Below are 21,016 nucleotides of genomic sequence, written 5' to 3'. Positions count from 1 at the left end.
ACATCGGCCCCCCCGAAGGTCCCCCCGCCTTAAACTACCCGGCCCCGGGGCCCGGGCGCGGCATGCCACCTCACCCACCGACTGAGACACCAGTCCTCACCCCACGCGGGCGCCGGATTCTCGCGCCATACCGGAGGCCGCGACCATGCCCGATCATCCCGACAACCTCGAACCGCTCAGCGACCTGATCGAGTACTTCGACCACGTTGCCATCGGGGTCCGTGACGCGGCCGCGGCGGCCGAGTCGCTGGAGTTGCTCGGCGGTACCTTCCTCACGGGGGCGGACAACCAGCGGCGGGGATTCCGGTGGATCCAGTACCGGCTGCCGGGCGGCACGAAGATCGAGGTGTTGGCGCCCGTGACCGATGACTGCTTCCTATGGCGCTTCCTGCGATCGCGAGGGGAGGGGATGCACCATCTCACCTTCAAGGTGTCTTCGGTGGCCGAGGCAGCCCGGAGAGCGGAGGAAGCCGGGATGGACGTGGTCGGCTTGCATACCAATCCGGGCGGCTGGAGCGAGTGCTTCATCCATCCATCGAGCGCCCACGGCACCCTCATCCAGCTGGCCGACTGGCCCGACGGCCATTACCCGCAGGCATCCCTGGAACAAGTGCTGGCCGGAGAGGTCTTCGATTACGACTGACCGCCCGGCGTCGGGGCCGGCGGACTATGTGCGCCGGATGATGCCGCAGGCGACGCGGTCGCCGGCGCCAGGGTCGGGACCGTAGCTGTCGGGTTTGGCATGGATGATGATGGCGGAACCGTCCGCATCGAAGATCGACGTGTCGGCATCGGCCGCCAATGTGATCTTGTCCGTGAAGACGTCGGCCCGGGCAACTCCATCCGCACCCGCGTAGAGGTTCGGCAGGTCTCCGGCGTGGGACCCGTCCTCGTGCTGAAAGCCATGACCTTCCCCACCGGGAGCAAAGTGCCCGCCCGCCGCGGAGAAATCGGGCGTGCAAGCGCCCACACCATGGATGTGGAATCCGTGCGCTCCGGGGGAAAGCCCTGTCACGTCAGCCGAGATCAAGACACCATTGGGTCCTTCCGTAAGCACGACAGTACCTAGAGCGGCGCCGTCGGTGCCCGACATCGAAGCAACCGCCTCCTGGCCCACCCCGGAGGGCGTCTCTCCCTGGCATGCCGCCATCCCCACCAGAACGAGCAGTCCTAGACCGGCAACGATCACCTGGCGTATCTTCACCGGATTCCCCCTTCCCCGGCTCGCCGGTTAGCTGTCACTCGGTGCGAAGCGTTCGCCCCACAGGAAGAGGATACATCGGCATCAGCACTGCTCGGGATATGCGGAGGGATCGGACTCGTAGGCGCGGCGGCAACCGGCGGCGCAGAAGTAGACCTCTTCTCCGGCATGGCGGCTGACGAAGCCGGCCGTCGCCACGTCCACCAGCATCCCGCACACCGGATCGACCGCTTGAGGCGGTATGACCACCTGCACCACCTGGGCACCGGCTCCGGCCGCCTTGAAGGCGACCAGCTCGGCCATGATCGACACAGCTATCTCCTCGTGGGCGGTCGACCCCAGATCGACGCCGGCCGGAGCATGCACTCTTGAGAGGGCGCCCGCTCCCGCTCCCCGCTCCCGGAGCCAGGCGAGCACCGAAGAGGCCCTCTTCTCCGAGGCCACGAGGCCCACGTAGGCGGCAGGGGTGGCGAGAGCGGCTTCCAGGGCCGGCTCGTCGAAGTGGCCCTGGGTGGCGACCACTACATAGGATCGTTCGCCGGCCCGGCCGATGTCCCCTACGTCGGTGACGACCTCGGCCCGCCACCCGACCACCTCGGCTATCCGCCGCAGGGTCCCGGTCATCGGAGAGGAGCCGACAACGATCAGGTGAGGAGAGGGGAGGACCGGTTCCACGAACACCTCCATCGATCCCTCGCTGTCGCAGGCCATCGCCACGTGCGTCACGCCAGGCCGGCGGTCGCCTTCCCCCAGCATCAGCACCCGCGCCTCGCCATCCCCGAGCGCCTCCAAGGCGTGGCGAACCACGGTCGGGGCTGCGCAGGCGCCTCCCAGCCAGCCTTCCACCCGGCCGTCCGGGTGGATTATCGCCTTGGAACCGCCCTTGCCGGACGACGGCCCCCGCGACCACGTGACCGTTGCCAGGGCGAACGCCCGCCCCTCCTCATGGAGCCGGGCCGCCTGCCGCAGGATGCTCATCGCACGCCTAGGGATTGACCTCCACTCCGTTGAGCGCGCCCCACACCCGGTGCGGGAGCACGGGCATGTCGATGTTCGACACCCCTCTCGACCAGAGCGCGTCTATGACCGCGTTGGTGAATGCGGCGGGAGATCCGACCGTGGCCGATTCACCCACGCCCTTCGCCCCGATCGGGTGGTGCGGGGAGGGAGTCACCGTCTCGCCCAGTTGGTAGCGGGGGGTCTCCCACGCGGTTGGGACGAGGTAATCCATGAAGTTCGAACCGATGCAGTTGCCGTCATCGTCGAAGGTGATCCACTGCATGTTCGCCTTGGCGAAGCCCTCGGTGAGGCCGCCCGCGATCTGCCCGTCCACGATCATCGGGTTGATCCGCACGCCGCAGTCGTCGACCGCCACCATCTCGAGCACCTTCCAGGTGCCGTCACCGGTGTCGACCTCCACCACCACGATGTAGGTCCCGAACGGGTAGGTCATGTTGGGCGGGTCGTAGTAGGTGACGCCTTCGAGGCCCGCCTCCATACCGACCGGATGGTTGGTGTAGGCAGCGAAGGCGACCTCCTGGATGGTGACGCTCTGGTCGGTTCCCTTCACGGTGAACTTCCCGGGCTCCCAGTCCAGGTCCTCCTCGGCGGCCTCCAGAAGGTGAGCGGCCAGCTTCTGTGCCTTGGCCCGGATCTTCCTGGACACCACCGCTGTGGCCGCCCCACCCACCGGGGTGGAACGGGAGGCGTAGGTGCCGAGGCCGTAGGGTGTGTTGTCGGTGTCGCCGTACATCACCTTGATGTCCGAGTAGGGGATGCCGAGTTCCTCCGCCACGATCTGGGCGAAGGTGGTCTCGTGACCCTGCCCCTGCGTCTGGACACCCAGCTTCAGGATGGCCTTGCCGGTCGGATGGATCCGCAACTCGGCGGAGTCGAACATCTTCAGACCCAGGATGTCGTACTGGCGCGACGGACCGGCTCCCACCACCTCTGTGAAGGAGGCCACGCCGATGCCGATCAGCTTGGTGGCGTCCGGGTCGGCATTCTGCTCGGCCTGGCGAGCCCGCCATCCGTCGTAGCCGATCATCTCCTTGGCCTTGTCCATGGCCCCGTGGTAGTTACCGGAGTCGTAGACGAAACCGGTCGGCGACAGGTAGGGGAACTGGTCCTCCCTGATGAAGTTGAGCGCCCGGAAGTCGGCCGGGTCCACTCCCACCTCGTGGGCGGCGTTGTCCACCAACCGCTCGATCAGGTAGGAGGCCTCGGTAACCCGGAACGAGCACCGGTAGGCCACGCCGCCGGGCGCCTTGTTGGTGTAGGCGCCCTTGGCGGTCACATGCGCAGCCGGGAAGTCGTAGCTCCCGGTGCAGATGTGGAACAGGCCGGCACGGAACTGGGTGGGCTGGGCGTCCGAGAAGAAGGCGCCCTGGTCGGACAGGATGCCGGCCCGCATGGCGGTGATCCGGTTGTTCCCGTCCAGGGCCAGTTCGGCATGCATGTGGAAGTCGCGGGCGAACCCGGTCGAGATCAGGTTCTCGGTGCGACTCTCGATCCACTTGACCGGCTTGCCGATCAGAAGCGATGCGGCCGTGGCCACCACGTAGCCCGGATACACGGGCACCTTGTTGCCGAAACCGCCCCCGATGTCCTGGGTGACGATGCGGATCTTCTCCTCCGGAAGCCCGGCCACCAGGGCGAAGACCGTCCTGATGGCATGGGGCGCCTGGCTCGTCATGTAGATGGTGGCCTGGCCGGTGATGGAGTTGACATCCGCCACCACCCCGCACGTCTCCAGCGGTGCCGGATGCGAGCGCGGGTAGTGGGTGTCCAGGCTGACCACCTTGGCCGCAGCCGCGAAGGCGGCATCGGTCGAGTCCTGGTCGCCGGCCTCCCACGTATAGGCGACGTTGTCGGTCTGGCCCTCCTTCTCGTCCCGGATGAGCGTGCTGGTGGCGAGGGATTGCTGGGGACTGGTTATGGCCTCCAACTCCTCGTAGTCCACGTCGATGTGGGACAGCGCGTCATGGGCGATGTAGGGATCGGTGGCGATCACCACCGCCACCTCCTGGCCCTGGAACCGGACCTTGTCGGTGGCCAGCACCGCCTGGGTGTCGCCCGAGAGGGTCGGCATCCAGGCCAGGCCGTGGGCCGCCAGGGCCTCACCGGTGACCACGGCCAGCACCCCTTCGATCTCCATCGCCGCGGACGAGTCGATCGAGTTGATCCTGGCATGGGCCACGGGAGAACGGAGGATGGCCATATGGAGCATCCCCGGAAGGTTCAGGTCATCGAGATAGTTGCCGGCGCCCCGGATGAACCGGTCGTCCTCCTTGCGGCGGACGGAGTGCCCGATACCGCCCACCTCGGGGCTGGTGCGTGGTTCGTGAACCGTGGTCATGTCAGCTCCCCTCTCCGCCTGCGGCCTGGATGGCAGTCACGATGTTCATGTAGCCGGTGCAGCGGCAGATGTTGCCGGATATGGCCCAGCGGACCTCCTCGTCGGTCGGATCCGGATTCTCGTCGAGCAGGGCGCTTCCCACCAGCATCATCCCCGGTGTGCAGAAGCCGCACTGCAGGCCGTGGTGCTCCTTGAAGGCTGCCTGGACCGGATGGAGTTCCCCACCCTCGGCCAGACCCTCGACAGTCTTCACCTCGCTGCCGTCGGCCTGGACCGCCAGCACCGTGCAGGACTTGACCGGCCGGCCGTCCAGGAGGACGGTGCAAGCACCGCAGGAGGAGGTGTCGCAGCCGATGTGGGTCCCGGTGAGACCGGCGTCCGAGCGGATGAAGTCGACCAGCAGGCGCCTGGGCTCGACGTCCCGGGTCTCGCTGGCGCCGTTTATGTTGACGGTGATCTGCATCAGCCCTCCCCTCTTGCCTGGGCCAGTGCCTGGGCGAACCCGCGCCTGGTGTACTCGGCTACGACGGCCCGCTTGTACTCGGCCGGACCCCGGACGTTGTCATCGGGATCGCAGGCGCGGGCCGCGATGGCCGCCGCCTCGGCGAACATTTCCGGTCCGGGGGTCTGCCCGGCCATCATCTCCTCCGCCTCCGTGACCTTCAGATTGTGGCCGTACACGGCGGTCAGGCCCAGGCCCGCCTCCGCCACGTTCCCCGAACCGTCGAGCACGAGATGGGTGGCCACTCCCACGGTGGCGTAGTCGCCGACCTTGCGCTCCAGCTTGAGGTACGCGCCCCCGGCCGGACCCTGGTACGCCGGGATCCGCACTTCCGTGACCATCTCTCCGGGATTGAGCGAGTTGGTGAAAAAGTCGACCACGAATTCGGTGATCGGGATCACCCGCTCCCCCGACGACGAGCGGGCCACCACCGAAGCGCCCACCGCCAGCATCACCGAGTTCCAGTCGCCCTCGGGGTCGCAGTGGGCCACCGAGCCGCACAGGGTTCCCCGGTTCCGCACCAGCGGATCGGACACCCAAGGCGCCGCGGAGGCCACCGTGTGGTTGTAGCGGCTCACCGTCTCCGATGAGGCCACGTCGGCGTGACGGGCCAGCGCCCCCACCGCCAGGTGGCCGTTGGACTCGCTTATGTGTGCCAGCTCGCTGACGCGGTTGATGTCCACGAGGTGGCCCGGCGCCGCCAGCCGGAGCTTCATCATGGGGATGAGGCTCTGGCCGCCGGCGAGAACCCGGCCCTCGTCACCCAACTCAGCCAGGGTGGCCAGGGCCTCCTCAAGACTGCCGGGCGCCGAGTAGTCGAACGCGGATGGATACACCGAACCTCACCTCCTGCGGTCGCTGGCCCCACCTTATCGGGCCGAGCGCTCATCCCACCGGTAATCGCCGGTTTCTTTCCGCCGAGCCGACCGGTAGACCGCGGAACCCACCGTGGAGGCGGGCTCCCTGGCACATGGCCTAGGCTCGGGCCATGGTCGATTACCGCTCTCCCGACCAGCGCATGACATCCGACCTACCGGTCCCGAGGCGAGCGCTGGCCATCGGCGCACATCCCGACGATGCCGAGTTCGGGGCCGGAGGGACCCTGGCCAAGTGGGCCGCCGCAGGGACGGAGGCGACCATCCTCGTGCTGACGGACGGATCCAAGGGATCGTGGGACCCTTCGCTCAGCCCGTCCGACCTGGTACTCATGAGGATGAACGAGCAGACCCGCGCCGCCGAGGCCCTCGGAGTGGACAGCGCCCTCAACCTTTCCCACCTCGACGGCGAGTTGGTTTACACCATGGAACTGCGCGCCGAGGTGTGCCTGTGGATCCGCAGGCTGCGACCCGACGTGGTCCTTACCCACGATCCGTGGCGCCGCTACATGCTGCATCCCGACCACCGGGCGACCGGCTGGGCAGCCATTGACGGGGTGGTGGCCGCCCGGGACCACCTCTTCTTTCCGGAGCAGTTGGCGGGTGGCCTGGCCCATCACCGTCCAGGGGCCATGCTGCTGTGGGCGGCGGACGAACCGGATCACCACGAGGACGTGACCGGTTTCGTAGAGCACAAGGTGGCCGCCCTGCTGTCGCACTCCAGCCAGGCCACCACCACGATGGACGGCGCCGGGCACTCGGAGGAGGCAACCGAAGCGTTCCGCCTCGAGATCGACGACCGCGCCCGGACCGCCGGTGACGAGGCCGGCCTTCCCCGAGCCGAGGCGTTCAAGCGGATCACACCCTGATGGGACTGGCCGGCGAGCGGCTCGGTGATCTCCGGGCCATCCGCCCTCGGGCCACGGGCCGCCTGCTCGGCGCGGTGGATGCTGCATTGGAGGAGGTGGATCCCCGCCGGCTGGTGCGCGCCGCGCTCGCCACCGCGGAGGGTGGGGTTCACGCTGGTGGCCATTTCGTCGCGGCGCGGCGGGTGGTGGTGCTGGCGGTCGGCAAGGCGGCCACCGGTATGAGCCGGGGCGCGGCGGACACCCTGGGACCCCTGGTGTCGCGAGGCCTGGTGGTGACCGACCAGGCCGAGGAGGCGCCTGGTTGGGCGGAAGTGCTGGTGGGAGGCCATCCGGTGCCCGATGGAGGAAGCGTCATAGCGGCCGAGCGCGCCATCGACCTGGCACAGGGCGTGGGGCCGGACGAGTTCCTGCTGGCTCTCGTGTCCGGGGGCGGATCTGCCCTGCTGGAGGCGCCGGCCGAGGGCCTCTGCCTCGACGACATCCAGGACCTGAACGACCAGCTGATCCGCTCCGGCGCGCCCATCGAGACGATCAACCAGGTCCGACAGTCGGTGTCGCGAGTGAAGGCCGGCCGGTTGGCCGCGCGATGCCGGAGCCCGGTGGTCACGCTGGTGGTCTCGGACGTGGGCGACGACCCGGCGGTGGTGGCCTCCGGCCCCACCGTGACCGCACCCCGGAACTCGGCCCCGGTGAGCGAGATACTCGACCTGTACGCGATCCGGGGTGGCGCGGCGGAGCGGGTCCGGCACATGGTCACGGCCGGGGTCGAGGGCTCCGATACCCGGGGCGTGCCGGGCGACGATCTCGCCCTGATCCTGGCTGACGGGATGACCGCGGGGCGGGCGGCTGTCCGGTTCCTGTCCTCGGCCGGCCTGGACGTGTCGCCGGTCCCCGGGCCGCTGGCCGGGGACACCGAGGACACCGTCCTGAGGGAGCTGGCCGCCACTCCGGAGGGCACGGTTCGGGTCCTGGCCGGAGAAACCACAGTCGAGGTGTGCGGGTCCGGCAGGGGCGGTCGCAACCAGCATGCCGCCCTCGCCGCAGGCATCGAGATCGCCGGGAGCCGTCACCGGTTTCTCGCCTTCGGCACCGACGGCGTGGACGGTCCCACCGATGCGGCCGGTGGCTGCGTCGACGGCGCCACGGTCACCGATCCGGCGCCCGCGCACCGACACCTGGCCGCCTGTGACTCCTATCCGTATCTGGAGGCGGCAGGGGGGCTGCTCCGGACCGGGAGAACGGGTACCAACGTAGCCGATCTGTGGATCGTGGACAGATCGGGGAATGGTCCCGCCCCCGAGCGGATCGTTATATCCTGAGCTCAATATGAGTGGTCCTGTAGCAGTCATAGTCGGCGCCACCAGCGGGCTCGGCGCCGCCCTCACCGGGCGGCTGATCCGCCGGGGCTACCGCATCGGCGCCACCTATCTCAGACCCATCGACACGGACGAGTTCGAGGAACGGTTCCCTTTCGACGAGGATCAGCTGGTCCTCCGCCGTGTCAACGCCACGGAGTCCGGGGAGGTCGAGGACTTCATGGCCAGGGTGGCAGCCCGGTTCGGGCGTATCGACGCGGTGGCCTCTCTGGTGGGAGGCTGGGCAGCGGGGCGGGATGTGAAGGACACCGACGATGTACGGTTCGACTGGATGATCGATCTCAACCTGCGGTCGGCCTTCTACACGGTGCGGGCCGCCGTCCCTCACCTCGCGGCCGGCGGGGGCCGCATCCTGCTGGTCGGGAGCCGGGCGGTGGTGGACAACCCACCAGGTCAGGCGGCCTTCAACATAGCCAAGGCGGGGGTGGTCGCTCTGGCGAAGACTGCGGCGGCGGAGTTGGAGGACTCAGAAGTCACCGTCAACGTGATCCTGCCGTCGGTGATAGACACGCCCGCCACCCGCCGCGCGCTGCCCTTCGCGGAGTACGTCAAGTGGCCCACTCCTGACGAGATCGCCGCGGTGGCGGAGTTCATCCTGACCGGTGAGTCGGGTGTCATGTCAGGAGCGGTCGTACCCGTGTACGGACGGGCCTGACGTGATCCTTTACCAACCGGGCGGGGGCCCGCAGGACGGCGACATCAGTCCTGCTACTAACTGCTAGTCGCCGGCGTCGGAGATCGATTCCGACAGGGTGGGATGCACCATGAGCGTCTCCCGAAGGGTCTGGACCTTGATCCTCCCCCTGGTGGCCAGGGCCAGGATCCCGATCAGCTCCGATGCCCGGTGGCCGACGATGGTTCCGCCCAGGACCACCCTGGTGGCCGGATCGGACACCACCTTGGCGAAGCCTCCCGTGCTCCCGTGGATGAGGCTGCGGGGGTTGGCGGTGAAAGGTACCTTGGTGATACGAACCTTGCGGCCCGCCGCCGCGGCGTCGGCTTCCTCCAGACCGACGGAAGCGATCTCCGGCTCTGTGAAGATGGCCTGCGCCACGTGCGAGTAGTCGATGGACTGGCCGGGATGGCCCGTGACATGCCGGGCCAGGTTCCGTCCCTGCTGGTTGGCCACCGACGACAGGAGCATCTGGCCGGTGACGTCGCCCGCGGCGTAGATGTGCGGAACCGAGGAACGCTGGTACTCGTCCACCACGATGAAGCCCTGGTCGGTCTTGACCCCGGCCTCGTCCAGGCCCAGTCCCTCGGTCATCGGCATCGCCCCCACCGCCAGCAGGGCATGGCTCCCATCGACCCGGCGACCGTCCTCGACATGCACTGTCACACCGTCCCCGGTACGGTCGATTCCCACCGCCCGGGCACCCTTCAGGAGCCCGACGCCGCGCTCCAGGAAGTTGGCTTCCAAGGCCGCGGCGACCTCGGCGTCACGGTGGGGCAGGACGTGGTGGCGGCTCACCAGAAGCGACACCTTGCACCCGAGGCTCTCGAAGATATGGACCATCTCGACCCCGGTAACGCCCGATCCGATCACGACCACGTGCTCGGGAGCGGCGGGCAGGTCGTAGACGTGGCGCGTCGTCAGGATCCGCTCCCCGTCCACCTGGGCCCACTCCGGGATGCGCGGCCGCGATCCGGTGGAGACCAGGGCGGCATCGAAGGGGATGGTCCTCTCGATCCCGTCGGCTGTTGCAATCGCCAGGTTGGGGCCCACGAACCGGCCCCGGCCGCGGACGATCTCGACTCCCTGGCTCTCGAGCAGATCGACGGAACGGTTCGAGATAGCCATCACTATCGCGTGGATGCGATCGGCCAGGCGGCCGAGGTCCACCCCAGGGTCCGGGCCCACTATCCCCAGGTCCGCCGCGTTGTGAATCGCCTTCATCCTGACGGACGTGGCCACCATCGCCTTCGAGGGTATGCAGTCCCGGAGATGGGCGGCGCCGCCCACCACCGAGTCCTCGACCAGGGTGACATCGGCGCCCAGCGCAGCCGCCGTCGAGGCCGCCGCGCTGCCGGCAGGCCCGGCGCCGATTATCAGGAACCGGAGAGACGAGTCGTCGCGATTCATCCGCCTGCCTCCACCCTTCCGGTCGGAACCCGAACTCCGTTACCGGACACGGTGCACGCCGAAGACCTGCCGCAGGGCCTCGGAGACTTCGCCCAGCGTTGCGCCGTCGGCCAGAGCATCTTTCATCGGGTACATGATATTGCCCGCTCCGCGGGCCGTCTCCACCAGGCGCTCCAGTGATCGATCCACCGCATCCTGGTCGCGATCGCCGCGCCACTCCCTCACCCTCGAACGTTGGTCGGCTTCGAGGGCCGGATCGACGCTCAGGGCTTGGACCTCCGGACCGGAATCGTCGGTGAACCGGTTCACCCCCACCACCGTGTCCTGCCCGCTCTCGACCCGCATCGAGGCCCGGTAGGAGGCCTCTTCGATCTCGCTCTGCGGGAAACCCTGCTCGATGGCGGCCACCGCCCCGCCCAGGCGATCGATCTCGTCGATGATCCGCCCGGCGGCCTCCTCCAGCCGGTCGGTGAGGCTCTCCACGAAGTAGGAGCCCGCCAGCGGATCGACCGTGTCGGCCAGGCCCGATTCCGCCACGAGGATCTGCTGGGTGCGCAGCGCGATGGTGGCGGAGCGCTCGGTGGGCAGGCCGAGCGCCTCGTCGAACGCGTTGGTGTGGAGCGACTGGGTCCCCCCCAGCGCGGCCGCCAACGCCTGGATGGTGGTGCGGATGATGTTGTTCTCGGGTTGCTGGGCGGTGAGCGTGGAGCCGGCAGTCTGGGTATGGAACCGCATGCGCTGCGCCTCCGGACCGGTGGCGCCGAAGCGATCGCGCATGATGTACGCCCACATGCGCCGGGCGGCCCGGAACTTGGCCGCCTCCTCGAACAAGTGGTTGTGCGAGTTCCAGAAGAATGAAAGGCGGGGGGCGAACCGCTCCACAGCAAGGCCGGCCTCGACGGCGGCTTCCACGTAGGCGATGCCGTTGGCGAGGGTGAATGCGATCTCCTGGGCGGCTGTGGAGCCGGCCTCACGGATGTGATAGCCGCTTATGGAGATGGTGTTCCAGCCGGGAAGCTCCTGGCCGCAGTAGGCGAACAGGTCGGTGACCAGCCGCATGGACGCTCTCGGCGGGTAGATATAGGTTCCCCGGGCGATGTACTCCTTCAGGATGTCGTTCTGCACGGTTCCCCGGATCCGCTCCGGCGGGGTGCCCTGCTCTTCGGCCACGAGCTGGTAGAGCAACAGCAGCACGGGCGCCGTGGCGTTGATGGTCATCGAGGTGGTCACCTCGCCGAGCGGCAACCCGTCGAGAAGGACCCGCATGTCGGCCAGGCTGTCGATGGCCACCCCCACCTTGCCAACCTCGCCCTCCGCCAGCGGGAAGTCCGAGTCGAATCCCATCTGGGTAGGGAGGTCGAAGGCGGTGGAGATGCCGGTCTGCCCGGCTGCCAGGAGCGCCTTGAAACGCTGGTTGGTCTGGCGCGCTGTGCCGAAACCGGCGTACTGGCGGATGGTCCAGGGCCGGCCCCGGTACATGGTCGGATAAGGACCGCGCGTGAAGGGGAAGCTTCCGGGATCACCGAGATCGCCGTGGGACACCGGCCCGTAGACGGCATCGATCTCCAGGTCGCTGGAGGTGACGCGTCGCGGCGATGCCGGAGAATTGGACACAGGCACCGGTATCCTGGCTAGCCGATGACCTGGCATCCTACTCCTACTTCATTGTCGTGACCGGCCGGAACATCCACGACATCGAGCGGGGCGAACTGAAGCGCCGGTGGTCGCTCGCCCTGGTGTTGAGCGTGGCCATCGCGATGATCGTCGCCACCTGGATCGGGCTCTTCGGCTTCCTCGGAGTCAACGCCGCCTACGCGACCTTCGACCGGCTCCTGGACCGGTGGCTGCCCCAGGTCGAGATCGAACCCACCCTCTTGGATCTGCCCGACGTATCGCGGGTGTCCCGTGTCTACACGGAGGACGGAAGGCTCCTGGCAGAGTTGCACGCCGGGCGCATCTCCGAACCTGCCCGCTTCGTCGATGTTCCCAAGTTCCTTGTCTCCGCCATCCTGGCCGCCGAGGACGGGGACTACTTCGAGCACCAGGGAGTCGACTTCACCGCCATCGCCAGTGCGGTGCGCGATCACTTGACCGGCGTGGACCGGCGGGGTGGGTCGACTATCACCCAGCAGGTGGTCAAGAACAACATCGTCGGCGACGAGCAGACCATCCAGCGCAAGATCCTGGAAGCCCTGTACGCCATCGAGCTCGAGCAGCGGCACCCCAAGGAACGGATCCTCCAGTTCTACATGAACTCGGTCTACTTCGGCTGGTCGGCATACGGGGTGGTGGCCGCCGCCCGGGAATACTTCGACAAGGATCTGGCCGACCTCACCATCGCCGAGTCGGCCACCCTGGCTGTAACCATCCGCAACCCCACCCTCTACGACCCCCGCCGCCAGCCGGAGCGGGCCGAGGACCGGCGCAACGATGTGATCGACGCCATGGCCGCGTCGGGGTTCATCAGCTACGAGGCAGCCGCCGAGGCCAAGGAGGAGCCCTTCCTCATCCAGCAACCGGAACCGTTCAAGAGCCCGGCCGAACACGTGGTGGCCGAGGTCCGCCGCCAGATCCTCAACGACCGGGAGTTCGACGAAGCCTTGGGCTTCACCAACGAGGAGCGCCGCCAGGCGCTCTTCGGATGCCCGGCCCACGAAGAGGACTGCGAGGGGGGCGGCGGACTCAGAGTGTACGTGACGGTCGACCTCGATCTCCAGAACGAAGCCAACCGGATCCTGCAGTCATGGCTCCCGCTGCCGGACGAGGAGAGCACCGATAGCAGGGGCGCTCCGACCGGGGCCATTGCCATGGTCGAGAACCACACCGGCGCCGTCCTGGCGATGTCGTCCGGGCTGCCGTTCGAGCAGGAGCAGTTCGATCTGGTCATCCAGGGTCGCCGCAACCCGGGCTCCGCCTTCAAGCCCTTCGTGCTGGTCGCCTACCTCGAGGCCGGCGGGAGCCTCCAGTCGTACTGGGATGCCCGCAGTCCCTTGGAGATCGAGTGCGAGGATCCGTGCGGTCCCGACGGCGGCTACGTCTGGACGGTGCGCAATGCGGGATCGGTCGACGACCTGCTCACGGTGGCGCAGGCCACCGAGCGCTCGGTGAACACGGTTTACGCCCAGCTCTCCGTTCTGGTGGGGCCCAGGGCGATCATCCGCACCGCCCACAAGATGGGCATCACATCGGATCTGGAGGAGGTCTACTCCCTGGCGCTGGGCGCAGGCGTGGTGAGCCCGCTCGAGATGGCCTCCGCCTACAGCACCTTCGCCACCAACGGCGTTCACGCCGAGCCGTACCTCATCTCCCTGATCACCACCGACGACGGAGAGGTGATTTACCAGCGGGAGGTGGAGACCTCCCAGGCAATCGATCCGGTTCTGGCGGCCGCGGTGCGGAGGCCGATGGAACGGGTGGTCTGCTGCGGCACCGCCCGGCGGGCGGACATCGAGGGTGTGCCCCAGGCCGGGAAGACCGGAACCCACCAGGCCTACCGGGACGCCTGGTTCGTGGGATACGTGCCCAACTTCACCACGGCGGTCTGGGTGGGCTACCCGGACGAGCAGATCTCGCTGGAGGACGTCGTGATCAACGGGGAGACCTACTCCCGCGTCTTCGGCGGTTCGGTTCCGGCTCCGATCTGGAAGGAGTTCATGGAGGTGGTCCTTGCCCAGTACCCGGCGGGCGAGTTCCCGAGCAGTCTGGGCATCGGCTACTACAACGAGCTTCCTTTCACCGAGGTGCCGGATTTGACCGGGATGACCGCTCCCGAAGCTCGCGACGCGGTCCTCGGCGCCCACCTCATGGCGGAGGTGGAGGAGGTACTGTCGCCCGAGTCTCAGGGCACCGTGCTGGCGTCGGATCCCGCAGGGGGGCTCGAGGTGGACCAGGGATCGACCGTGACCATCCAGGTCGCCGGCGGGACCCGCGTCCTGGTCATACCGGTGCTGGAGGGACTCAGCTCGGAAGAGGCGCTGGAGGCCATACAGGTCGCCCAGGAAGAAGCCGGGACGGCGGTCGCCATCGAGATCCTCTACCAGCCGGCGGATGATGCCGGGTTGGTGGACCGCGTCCTGCTGACGGTTCCGTCCACCGGCGAACTGGTGCCGACGGACGGCGTTCTCTCCTTGGTAATCGGCAGCTAGCTAATTGCTAGTTGCTAGGTGATGTTAGAATATACTTACGACCGGCCACCCGACCATGGCTAGCAGGTGTAACCTTCTGTTCCATAATCAGATATCGTTCGATCCTTGATCAAGAGTGGGAAAAAATTCTGAGAACGTTAAAAATAACCTATTGATCGAATACGCGTTCGGCGGCATATTGAGGTCATGCGGTTCGCAGCGCCCGGTACTGTCCGTCTAGACGACCGTCCTCCCGTCGCCACGGACATCGCGCCGTTACCGGGCGCCGCGCTCCGCGTGTCGGCGCAGGAACGCTACCGGATCACTCCCCGGCTCTGGCCCGAGCGCCTCTGCTCCGGGGTGGAGCCCTCCCATCCGTACGTGTTGACCTACTGGACGGCCGTCCTGGGACCCAACGCCGTATCGGAGCTCTTGCGCCTGATCATTGCCGCCAAGCGCCGGTCCGAGGTCCCCCACCCCGTCTTCCTGTCGGTATTCTGCCGGGAGGGCCTGGTCCACTTCCACAGCCGGGCGGTGTGGGTCCGTCCGCTGCTCCCGCCGCTCGGGCACCACCACGTAGGCCGTCTCACCCCCCGACTGCGACGGCAGCATCGCCGCGACCTGCTTTCGGTAGTTGTTAGTCGGTAGTTGATGGTCTTCCGTTAGACCTGTTTCCAAGGCCCACGGCAACCCTTAACCAGTGGCCCTTCTCCCGGTCCGGTCTCCACGGCCCATCGCTCAGGCGAGCGTGACCAGGCGGGTCGGCGGACATCCGGCAGGCCTCCTAGCATCCTCCGCATGCCAACCGACCCGATCGAACGGGCCGCCGACCTGCTGGGAGCGTCGAGCCGCCTGCTGGTCTTCACCGGCGCCGGGATCTCGACCGAGTCCGGGATCCCCGACTTCCGCGGTCCCGACGGCCTGTGGAAAACCGTCGACCCTGATGACTTCACGTTCGAGCGGTACCTGGAGTCCGCCGCTGCCCGCCGCAGGAGCTGGATCAGATGGTCCACATCACCCCTGCGCCGGGCCAGACCTAACCGGGGCCACCTGGCGATAACGGAGCTGGCCCGGCTCGATCGGCTGGCGGGCTGCGTGACGCAGAACATAGACGGCCTCCACCGCGCGGCCGGCCTGGCGGATGAGCTGCTGGTCGAGGTGCACGGCAACGTGTGGACAGTCCGCTGCCTTATGTGCCCGGCCGAATGGCCCACCGAGACGGTGTTCGACCGGGTGGAAGGCGGTGAGGAGGACCCCCACTGCCCTCGCTGCGGCGGCCTCATCAAGCTGACAGTGATCTCGTTCGGCCAGGCCATGCCGGCCGCGGAGATGCACCGGGGGTACGCCATGGCGCAGGCCGCGGACGCGGTGCTGGCGGTCGGCACCACCCTGTCGGTCTGGCCGGCCGCCGACATCCCCCTCGCCGCCGCCCGCAGCGGTGTGCCCTTCGTGATCGTGAACCTCGGACCGACAGACTGCGACGAGATCGCCGACCTCAAGGTCGAGGCGCCCGCCGGCACCACCATGAGCAGGCTGGTCGGGCTCCTCGACCAACCCCGGAGGCCGATCGGGTAACCGGACAGAGCTCGTGACCATGCTCGGTCACCACACCTGCTCCTCATAGCTTCGAGCCCTCGCCCCACTCGGAACCGGCCACCGGCCACTAGCCCCGACTATTCCTGTTCCCAGCACACCAACGCGGCTCAGGCCATTTCAACCACACATTTGGTAAAGCGGCCCCACTTCACCCTGCGGTTGATTCCGCACCGACTGGAAGACGGAGCTATCAGATGGTTGTAACCCCAGGCCAGGAGTACGAAGGATCCATTCTCGTCACCCGGACAGACCTCCACCATGAATAATCGGGGCTAGCCTGCCCGCATGGGCGCTTCCTACATGGACCTCGTCACCGAGGCCCTTCGCCGGATCAGGGAGATCTCGGCCGATCAGCTGGCCTCGCTAGACCCCTCCCGGATCATCCTGATCGACGTCCGGGAGGACCTCGAACTGGAGCAGGGCAGGATCCCGGGTGCCTACCACATCCCCCGAGGGGTGCTGGAGGGCAGCATCCACCTCGTATCCCCGCCCACCAACCAACCCATGGTGGTCTACTGCGCGTCGGGGGCCCGCTCGGCGCTGGCGGCATCCGTACTCCAGACCATGGGCTATTCCAATGCCTGCTCGCTGGCGGGTGGATTCCAGGAGTGGAAGGCCCGCGGGGGTCCCTGGGAGCTGCCCAGCCGCCTACCCGACGATCAGATGAGGCGGTACGACCGCCACATCCGGCTTCCGGAGATCGGCGAGGCAGGCCAGCGCAAGCTGCTCGACTCGCGGGTCATGATCGTGGGCGCCGGGGGTCTGGGCTCGCCGGCCGCCCTCTACTTGGCCGCCGCAGGCGTGGGCACGCTCGGCCTTGTCGACCACGATCGGGTGGACATCAGCAACCTGCAGCGCCAGGTACTGCACAGCACCCGGACGGTGGGCAACCCCAAGGTGGAGTCGGCCCGGGACACCATCCGGGCCCTCAACCCGGACGTGTCCGTACAGACCATGGACCAGCGCCTGGGCGCCTCGAACGCACTGGAAATCCTTGATGGCTACGACATCATCATCGACGGCGCCGACAACTTCCCCACCCGGTACCTGATCAACGACGTTTCCATCCACCTGCAGATCCCGGTGGTGCACGGATCGGTTTTCCGCTTCGAGGGACAGGTCAGCCTGTTCGACCCGGCAGATGGACCGTGTTACCGGTGCCTGTTCCCCGAGCCCCCCGCACCCGAGTTGGCGCCCAACTGCGAGGAGGCGGGGGTGCTGGGCGTCCTTCCGGGCGTGGTGGGAACGCTGCAGGCGGCCGAGGCCATCAAGTGGCTCGTCGGGGTCGGAGAAGGCCTGACGGGACGGCTGCTCACGCTCGATGTTCTCAGCCAACGGTTCCGCATCCTCCGGTTCAGCCAGAATCCGGATTGCGCCTCCTGCCGCGACCCGGCGGCGCCTCCGCCGATCGTGGACTATGACCAGTCGTGCCGGGCGCTGATCAGCGCGCCCCGAAGCCGCTGAGAACGGTCCAGAAGCTCCTTCCAAGGATCTCGAGATCGAGCCACGGGCTCATGTGCTTGACGTAGAACAGGTCGTAGGTCAGCTTCTCCATGGTGCCGGCCTCGCCGTCGGCGTACCCGTGGTTGACCTGGGCCCAGCCGGTGCATCCGGGTCGGACGAGATGGCGCTGGGAGTAGAAGGGGATGGTCCGATCGAAGCGCTTCACGAACTCCACCTGCTCGGGCCTCGGTCCCACCAGGCTCAGATCACCCCTGAGCACGTTCCACAACTGGGGTAGCTCATCGAGCCGGAGGCGCCGGATGGTGCGAGCCGCAGGCACCACCCGATCGTCGTCGCGGCTGGTGAAGGACGGCCCCTGCCGATCGGGATCATGCCACATGGAGCGGAACTTGTACTGCGTGAAATGACCCCCTCCGCGGCCCACCCGAACCTGGCGGTAGATGACCGGCCCGGGCGAGCTGAGGCGGGTGACGGCGGCCGTCACGCCGGCCAGGACGAGGGTGATCGGTGCGGTTGCCAGCACCGCCAGGATGTCGAAGAGCCTCTTCCCCGGTAGGTAGGGAGCGGTCCGGATGACGGGTGTGGAGAGTTCCCAGCCCTCCACCAGAGCCACGATCGGCATCCGACCGGTATAAATCTCGTAGACCTGCGAGATGGGCCGCACGTCCAGCCCGGCCAGGGCGCACGAGGAGACGTACTGGGCCATCCGGGGGGATAGTGCCGCCTTCAGATCGACCCCCAGCACCACACCCGGCTCGAGCGGGTCCAGGCGAGCCTCAGTGGCCGGATCCACCACGGAGATCACGTCGGCATGGGGAGCGTCCCGAAGGTCGTCCACCAAGCCCTGCTCGCCGGTGATCAGGACCATCGCCTCGGCCCAGGGACGGCGCCGTAGCCAGGCCCGATGGATAAGCGCCCCTAGAACGAAAAAGGCCATCGTCCAGCCGATGAAGGAGCGCGAGAAGTAGACGCGGGTGGCGACCAGAGCCAGCGCGGTGACCCCGAGGACCATGAGCGTCACGGCCAGAGCCCGTCCGTAGCCGGGCCGGGGAGGCCCACCCACCAGCAACCGTGACCCCACCCATTCGGCCCCTGCCAGGCCGGCGAGCATGATCATCAGGAGCGACCAGATCTGGGGCTCGAACCGCCAGGGGAAGAAGGTGTCGAAGCTGATTGCGGAAGCGACCAGCATCGACACGACAAGCGTGACAATGTCGAGCAGTGCTTGAGCCCTGAGGAATCTGAGCCGCATCTACCTACCTGAGGTGCTCCGGTCGCCGGCAGGCTAAACGCGGGGCGAGCAGCGCCTTCACCGACTCTCCGGCAGAACTCATTCCGTCGTGCCGGAACCCTGCTCCGCCAGGTCCGCTACCAGTTGGACCAGGGTGCGAACCCCGAAGCCCGAACCCCCCTTCGTCTGGTAGTGCTCGTTGCGAATCCAGCGGGCAGGACCGGCGATGTCGAGATGCGCCCAAGGAACGTCGCCCACGAACTCCTGCAAGAGCAACGCGGCCGTCAGCGCACCGCCCCAGCGGCCGCCGATGTTCTTCATGTCGGCCATCGGGGTGTCGAGCAGGCGGCGGTACTCCTCGGGCAGGGGAAGGTGCCAGACGCGTTCCCCGGCCTGCTCACCGGCCCTCTCGATCCGGTCGATCAGGGTGTCGTCGTTCCCCATCACTCCGGCGATGGTGTCACCGAGCGCTACCTTGCAGGCGCCCGTCAAGGTGGCCAGGTCCACCATCAGATCCGGCCCCTGCTCGACCGCGTAGGCGAGGGCATCAGCCAGGACCAACCGTCCCTCGGCATCGGTGTTGAGTACCTCGATGGTCTTGCCGTTGCGGGTGGTGAGCACGTCGCCCGGCTTGGTTGCGCGGGGTCCGGGCATGTTGTCGGTAAGCGGCGCCAGACCGAGCACCTTCACGGGCAGCCGGAGCCGGGCGATAGCCTGCATGGCGCCGATCACCGCGGCCGCCCCCGACATGTCGGTCTTCATCGTCTCCATGGCCCGAGCCGGCTTGATGCTGAGGCCGCCCGAGTCGAAGGTGATCCCCTTGCCCACCAGCGCGACGAACGTCTCGGAACCCTCCGGCTCGTACCACAACTCCACAAAGCAAGGGTCCCGGTCGGATCCGGCCGCCACGCCCAGCAACCCTCCGAAGCCGCCCTCCTCGAGCTCCTGGACATCGCGTGTCTCGAGCCGCAGTCCGAGACCGTCCGCCAGTTCCGCCACCCGGCGTTGGATCTCCCGCGGAGCCTTGTCCTGAGCAGGCGTGTTGACCAGATCACGCGCCCAGCTGACCGCCTCGGCGACCACTATGCCCGCTTCGCAGTCGATCCTCTCCCCGGTGCCCACCAGCAGGAGGGAGTCGGTACGGGCGGGCTCCGCCTTGCTCCTGAAACGGTCGTACGAGTACTGAGAGAGCAGGAATCCCTCCACCACAGGCGCCGCCTGCCCCCCGAGGGCCAGCGTGGTGGCTACCGAAGCCTCCTTCGACGCCCTGCGCCCGAGTATCCCGGCGGCCCTGCGGAGGGCGTCCGCGTCCGGGGCCTCGCCTACGCCCAGCGCCACCACCGTGTGCGGATTCTCCGACCCGGTGTCATAGGAGCAACTCTGGCCGGCCTCCCCCTTGAACCCCGCCCGCTCGAGTGCCCGCTCGAAGCCGGCGCCCAGCGACGCGACGTAGCCGTCAGCATCGCCTTGCCAGACGAGGCCGGGCCTGGCGGCGAGACCTAGTACGCCGGCGCGCGACGCCGCCTCGTCTTGCGATTCAACGAACTCGATACCCAAACTACGACTCCAGTCTTCCGTACGCGGATGCTAGCCCTGATTCCGCAGGGTCAAAGGGGTGGAACACCTGCTGCCAGCGCCCGGACGAGTATCACCGATCCGAGTGCGGTCAGGACCGCCAGGTAGCTGAGACCGGTCGCCGCCATCACCCCCGGATACGACGGGTAGCCGAGCGCGAACCAGACGGCGGCCATGAGCAGGAGGCTGGTGGCCGCCAGAGCCACTGACGCGATCAGTGAACCCGCCGGGGTCGCCGTCGGGATACCCGGCGCCAGGTGTACCAGCCAGTCGAGCACGATCGCCGCGCCGCCGACCACCGCCAGGGCGCGAAGTGGCCACCGGGGCATTCTCGGACTCACCAGGAACCAGTGCCCGAGCAACATCTCTCCCGTGATCCCCCCCAGCGCGGCCGTCCCGGTGATGGCAGGAACGGGAAGGCCCGCCACGGAGGCCCCCACCAGGAAAAACACGGATGATGAGCCCAGGGTGATGGTCGCCGCCCAACGATTCCGGGCAACGAGCGCGGCGCCCGCGCCACCCAGCACGGCCGCCGCCGCCAGGGCGCCCCGATCGAAGTACCAGGCAGCCCCGCCGATGAGGAGCACCGTGCCGGCGATCAGCCAAAGATAGCCCGGCCCGACGATACGCCAGTATGCAACCGCCGCACCGGAACCGGCCACGCCTGCCGCCCACATCGCCAGAACCACCTCGGGACTGAATGCCAACTCCGACCCGAACATGGCCTCCGTATCCCGTCTACCGTGCACCATTCGAAGAAAC

18 protein-coding genes are annotated in these 21,016 nt (G+C 67.7%); 8 read left to right on the top strand and 10 right to left on the bottom strand.

The window, feature by feature from the left end; translation table 11 throughout:
* The first annotated feature begins 145 nt into the window (after positions 1 to 145).
* Positions 146 to 643 carry a VOC family protein gene (locus OXM57_04060; GenBank protein ID MDE0351843.1) on the top strand — a complete coding sequence of 166 codons (498 nt, stop codon included), beginning with the start codon at positions 146 to 148 and terminating at the stop codon, positions 641 to 643.
* Positions 644 to 667: 24 nt separating this feature from the next.
* Here OXM57_04060 and OXM57_04055 read toward each other — a convergent pair whose 3' ends face one another.
* From OXM57_04055 to OXM57_04035, 5 genes are all read right to left on the bottom strand, one after another.
* On the bottom strand, positions 668 to 1,204 hold the full coding sequence (locus tag OXM57_04055) for a superoxide dismutase family protein (GenBank protein ID MDE0351842.1): 537 nt from the start codon (positions 1,202 to 1,204) through the stop codon (positions 668 to 670).
* 81 nt (positions 1,205 to 1,285) lie between these two features.
* Positions 1,286 to 2,179 carry an XdhC family protein gene (locus OXM57_04050; GenBank protein MDE0351841.1) on the bottom strand — a complete coding sequence of 298 codons (894 nt, stop codon included), beginning with the start codon at positions 2,177 to 2,179 and terminating at the stop codon, positions 1,286 to 1,288.
* Between the two features lie 7 nt (positions 2,180 to 2,186).
* Positions 2,187 to 4,559 (bottom strand): aerobic carbon-monoxide dehydrogenase large subunit, encoded by a 2,373-nt coding sequence (locus tag OXM57_04045; GenBank protein MDE0351840.1) that lies wholly within the window; start codon positions 4,557 to 4,559, stop codon positions 2,187 to 2,189.
* 1 nt (position 4,560) lies between these two features.
* Entirely contained in the window at positions 4,561 to 5,022 is a 462-nt protein-coding gene (locus OXM57_04040; protein MDE0351839.1) for a (2Fe-2S)-binding protein, read from the bottom strand.
* On the bottom strand, positions 5,022 to 5,897 hold the full coding sequence (locus OXM57_04035; protein ID MDE0351838.1) for a xanthine dehydrogenase family protein subunit M: 876 nt from the start codon (positions 5,895 to 5,897) through the stop codon (positions 5,022 to 5,024). Before OXM57_04035 ends, OXM57_04040 begins: the two co-directional genes overlap by 1 nt.
* A gap of 152 nt (positions 5,898 to 6,049) precedes the next feature.
* On the opposite strand from OXM57_04035, the gene OXM57_04030 reads away from it, so the two are divergent.
* Genes OXM57_04030 through OXM57_04020 form a run of 3 tightly spaced genes read left to right on the top strand, consistent with a single transcriptional unit; the run spans position 6,050 to position 8,836 of the window.
* Positions 6,050 to 6,805: a PIG-L family deacetylase gene (locus OXM57_04030; protein MDE0351837.1), complete on the top strand. Its 756-nt coding sequence runs from the start codon at positions 6,050 to 6,052 to the stop codon at positions 6,803 to 6,805.
* Complete coding sequence (locus tag OXM57_04025) at positions 6,805 to 8,124, top strand: DUF4147 domain-containing protein (protein MDE0351836.1); 1,320 nt, start codon at positions 6,805 to 6,807, stop codon at positions 8,122 to 8,124. The genes OXM57_04030 and OXM57_04025 overlap by 1 nt, the downstream gene beginning before the upstream one ends.
* Positions 8,125 to 8,131: 7 nt before the next feature.
* Positions 8,132 to 8,836, top strand: coding sequence for an SDR family oxidoreductase (locus OXM57_04020; GenBank protein ID MDE0351835.1), 705 nt, complete (start codon positions 8,132 to 8,134; stop codon positions 8,834 to 8,836).
* A gap of 63 nt (positions 8,837 to 8,899) precedes the next feature.
* Here OXM57_04020 and OXM57_04015 read toward each other — a convergent pair whose 3' ends face one another.
* Together OXM57_04015 and OXM57_04010 are read right to left on the bottom strand one after the other, a co-directional pair.
* A complete protein-coding gene (locus OXM57_04015; GenBank protein ID MDE0351834.1) occupies positions 8,900 to 10,264 on the bottom strand; it encodes an FAD-dependent oxidoreductase in 1,365 nt (454 codons plus the stop codon).
* Positions 10,265 to 10,303: 39 nt separating this feature from the next.
* Positions 10,304 to 11,878, bottom strand: coding sequence for a methylmalonyl-CoA mutase family protein (locus OXM57_04010; protein ID MDE0351833.1), 1,575 nt, complete (start codon positions 11,876 to 11,878; stop codon positions 10,304 to 10,306).
* Between OXM57_04010 and OXM57_04005 the strand changes: the two genes are divergently transcribed.
* The 4 genes from OXM57_04005 (at position 11,860) to moeB (ending at position 17,448) form a co-directional block, all read left to right on the top strand.
* Complete coding sequence (locus tag OXM57_04005; protein ID MDE0351832.1) at positions 11,860 to 14,409, top strand: transglycosylase domain-containing protein; 2,550 nt, start codon at positions 11,860 to 11,862, stop codon at positions 14,407 to 14,409. The genes OXM57_04010 and OXM57_04005 overlap by 19 nt on opposite strands.
* Before the next feature lie 186 nt (positions 14,410 to 14,595).
* Positions 14,596 to 15,036 (top strand): hypothetical protein, encoded by a 441-nt coding sequence (locus OXM57_04000; protein ID MDE0351831.1) that lies wholly within the window; start codon positions 14,596 to 14,598, stop codon positions 15,034 to 15,036.
* Between the two features lie 150 nt (positions 15,037 to 15,186).
* Positions 15,187 to 15,963 (top strand): Sir2 family NAD-dependent protein deacetylase, encoded by a 777-nt coding sequence (locus OXM57_03995; GenBank protein ID MDE0351830.1) that lies wholly within the window; start codon positions 15,187 to 15,189, stop codon positions 15,961 to 15,963.
* A gap of 306 nt (positions 15,964 to 16,269) precedes the next feature.
* Complete coding sequence (gene moeB / locus OXM57_03990; protein MDE0351829.1) at positions 16,270 to 17,448, top strand: molybdopterin-synthase adenylyltransferase MoeB; 1,179 nt, start codon at positions 16,270 to 16,272, stop codon at positions 17,446 to 17,448.
* Here the strand turns inward: moeB and OXM57_03985 are convergent.
* From OXM57_03985 to OXM57_03975, 3 genes are all read right to left on the bottom strand, one after another.
* Positions 17,426 to 18,700, bottom strand: coding sequence for a sugar transferase (locus OXM57_03985; protein MDE0351828.1), 1,275 nt, complete (start codon positions 18,698 to 18,700; stop codon positions 17,426 to 17,428). The genes moeB and OXM57_03985 overlap by 23 nt on opposite strands.
* Before the next feature lie 78 nt (positions 18,701 to 18,778).
* A complete protein-coding gene (locus OXM57_03980; protein MDE0351827.1) occupies positions 18,779 to 20,236 on the bottom strand; it encodes a leucyl aminopeptidase in 1,458 nt (485 codons plus the stop codon).
* 50 nt (positions 20,237 to 20,286) lie between these two features.
* Complete coding sequence (locus OXM57_03975) at positions 20,287 to 21,006, bottom strand: hypothetical protein (protein MDE0351826.1); 720 nt, start codon at positions 21,004 to 21,006, stop codon at positions 20,287 to 20,289.
* Positions 21,007 to 21,016: the final 10 nt, after the last annotated feature.

It is taken from the genome of bacterium (assembly GCA_028820935.1).
In the GTDB taxonomy this organism is placed as follows: domain Bacteria; phylum Actinomycetota; class Acidimicrobiia; order Spongiisociales; family Spongiisociaceae; genus Spongiisocius.
This window is presented reverse-complemented; position numbering and strand designations above follow the sequence as displayed.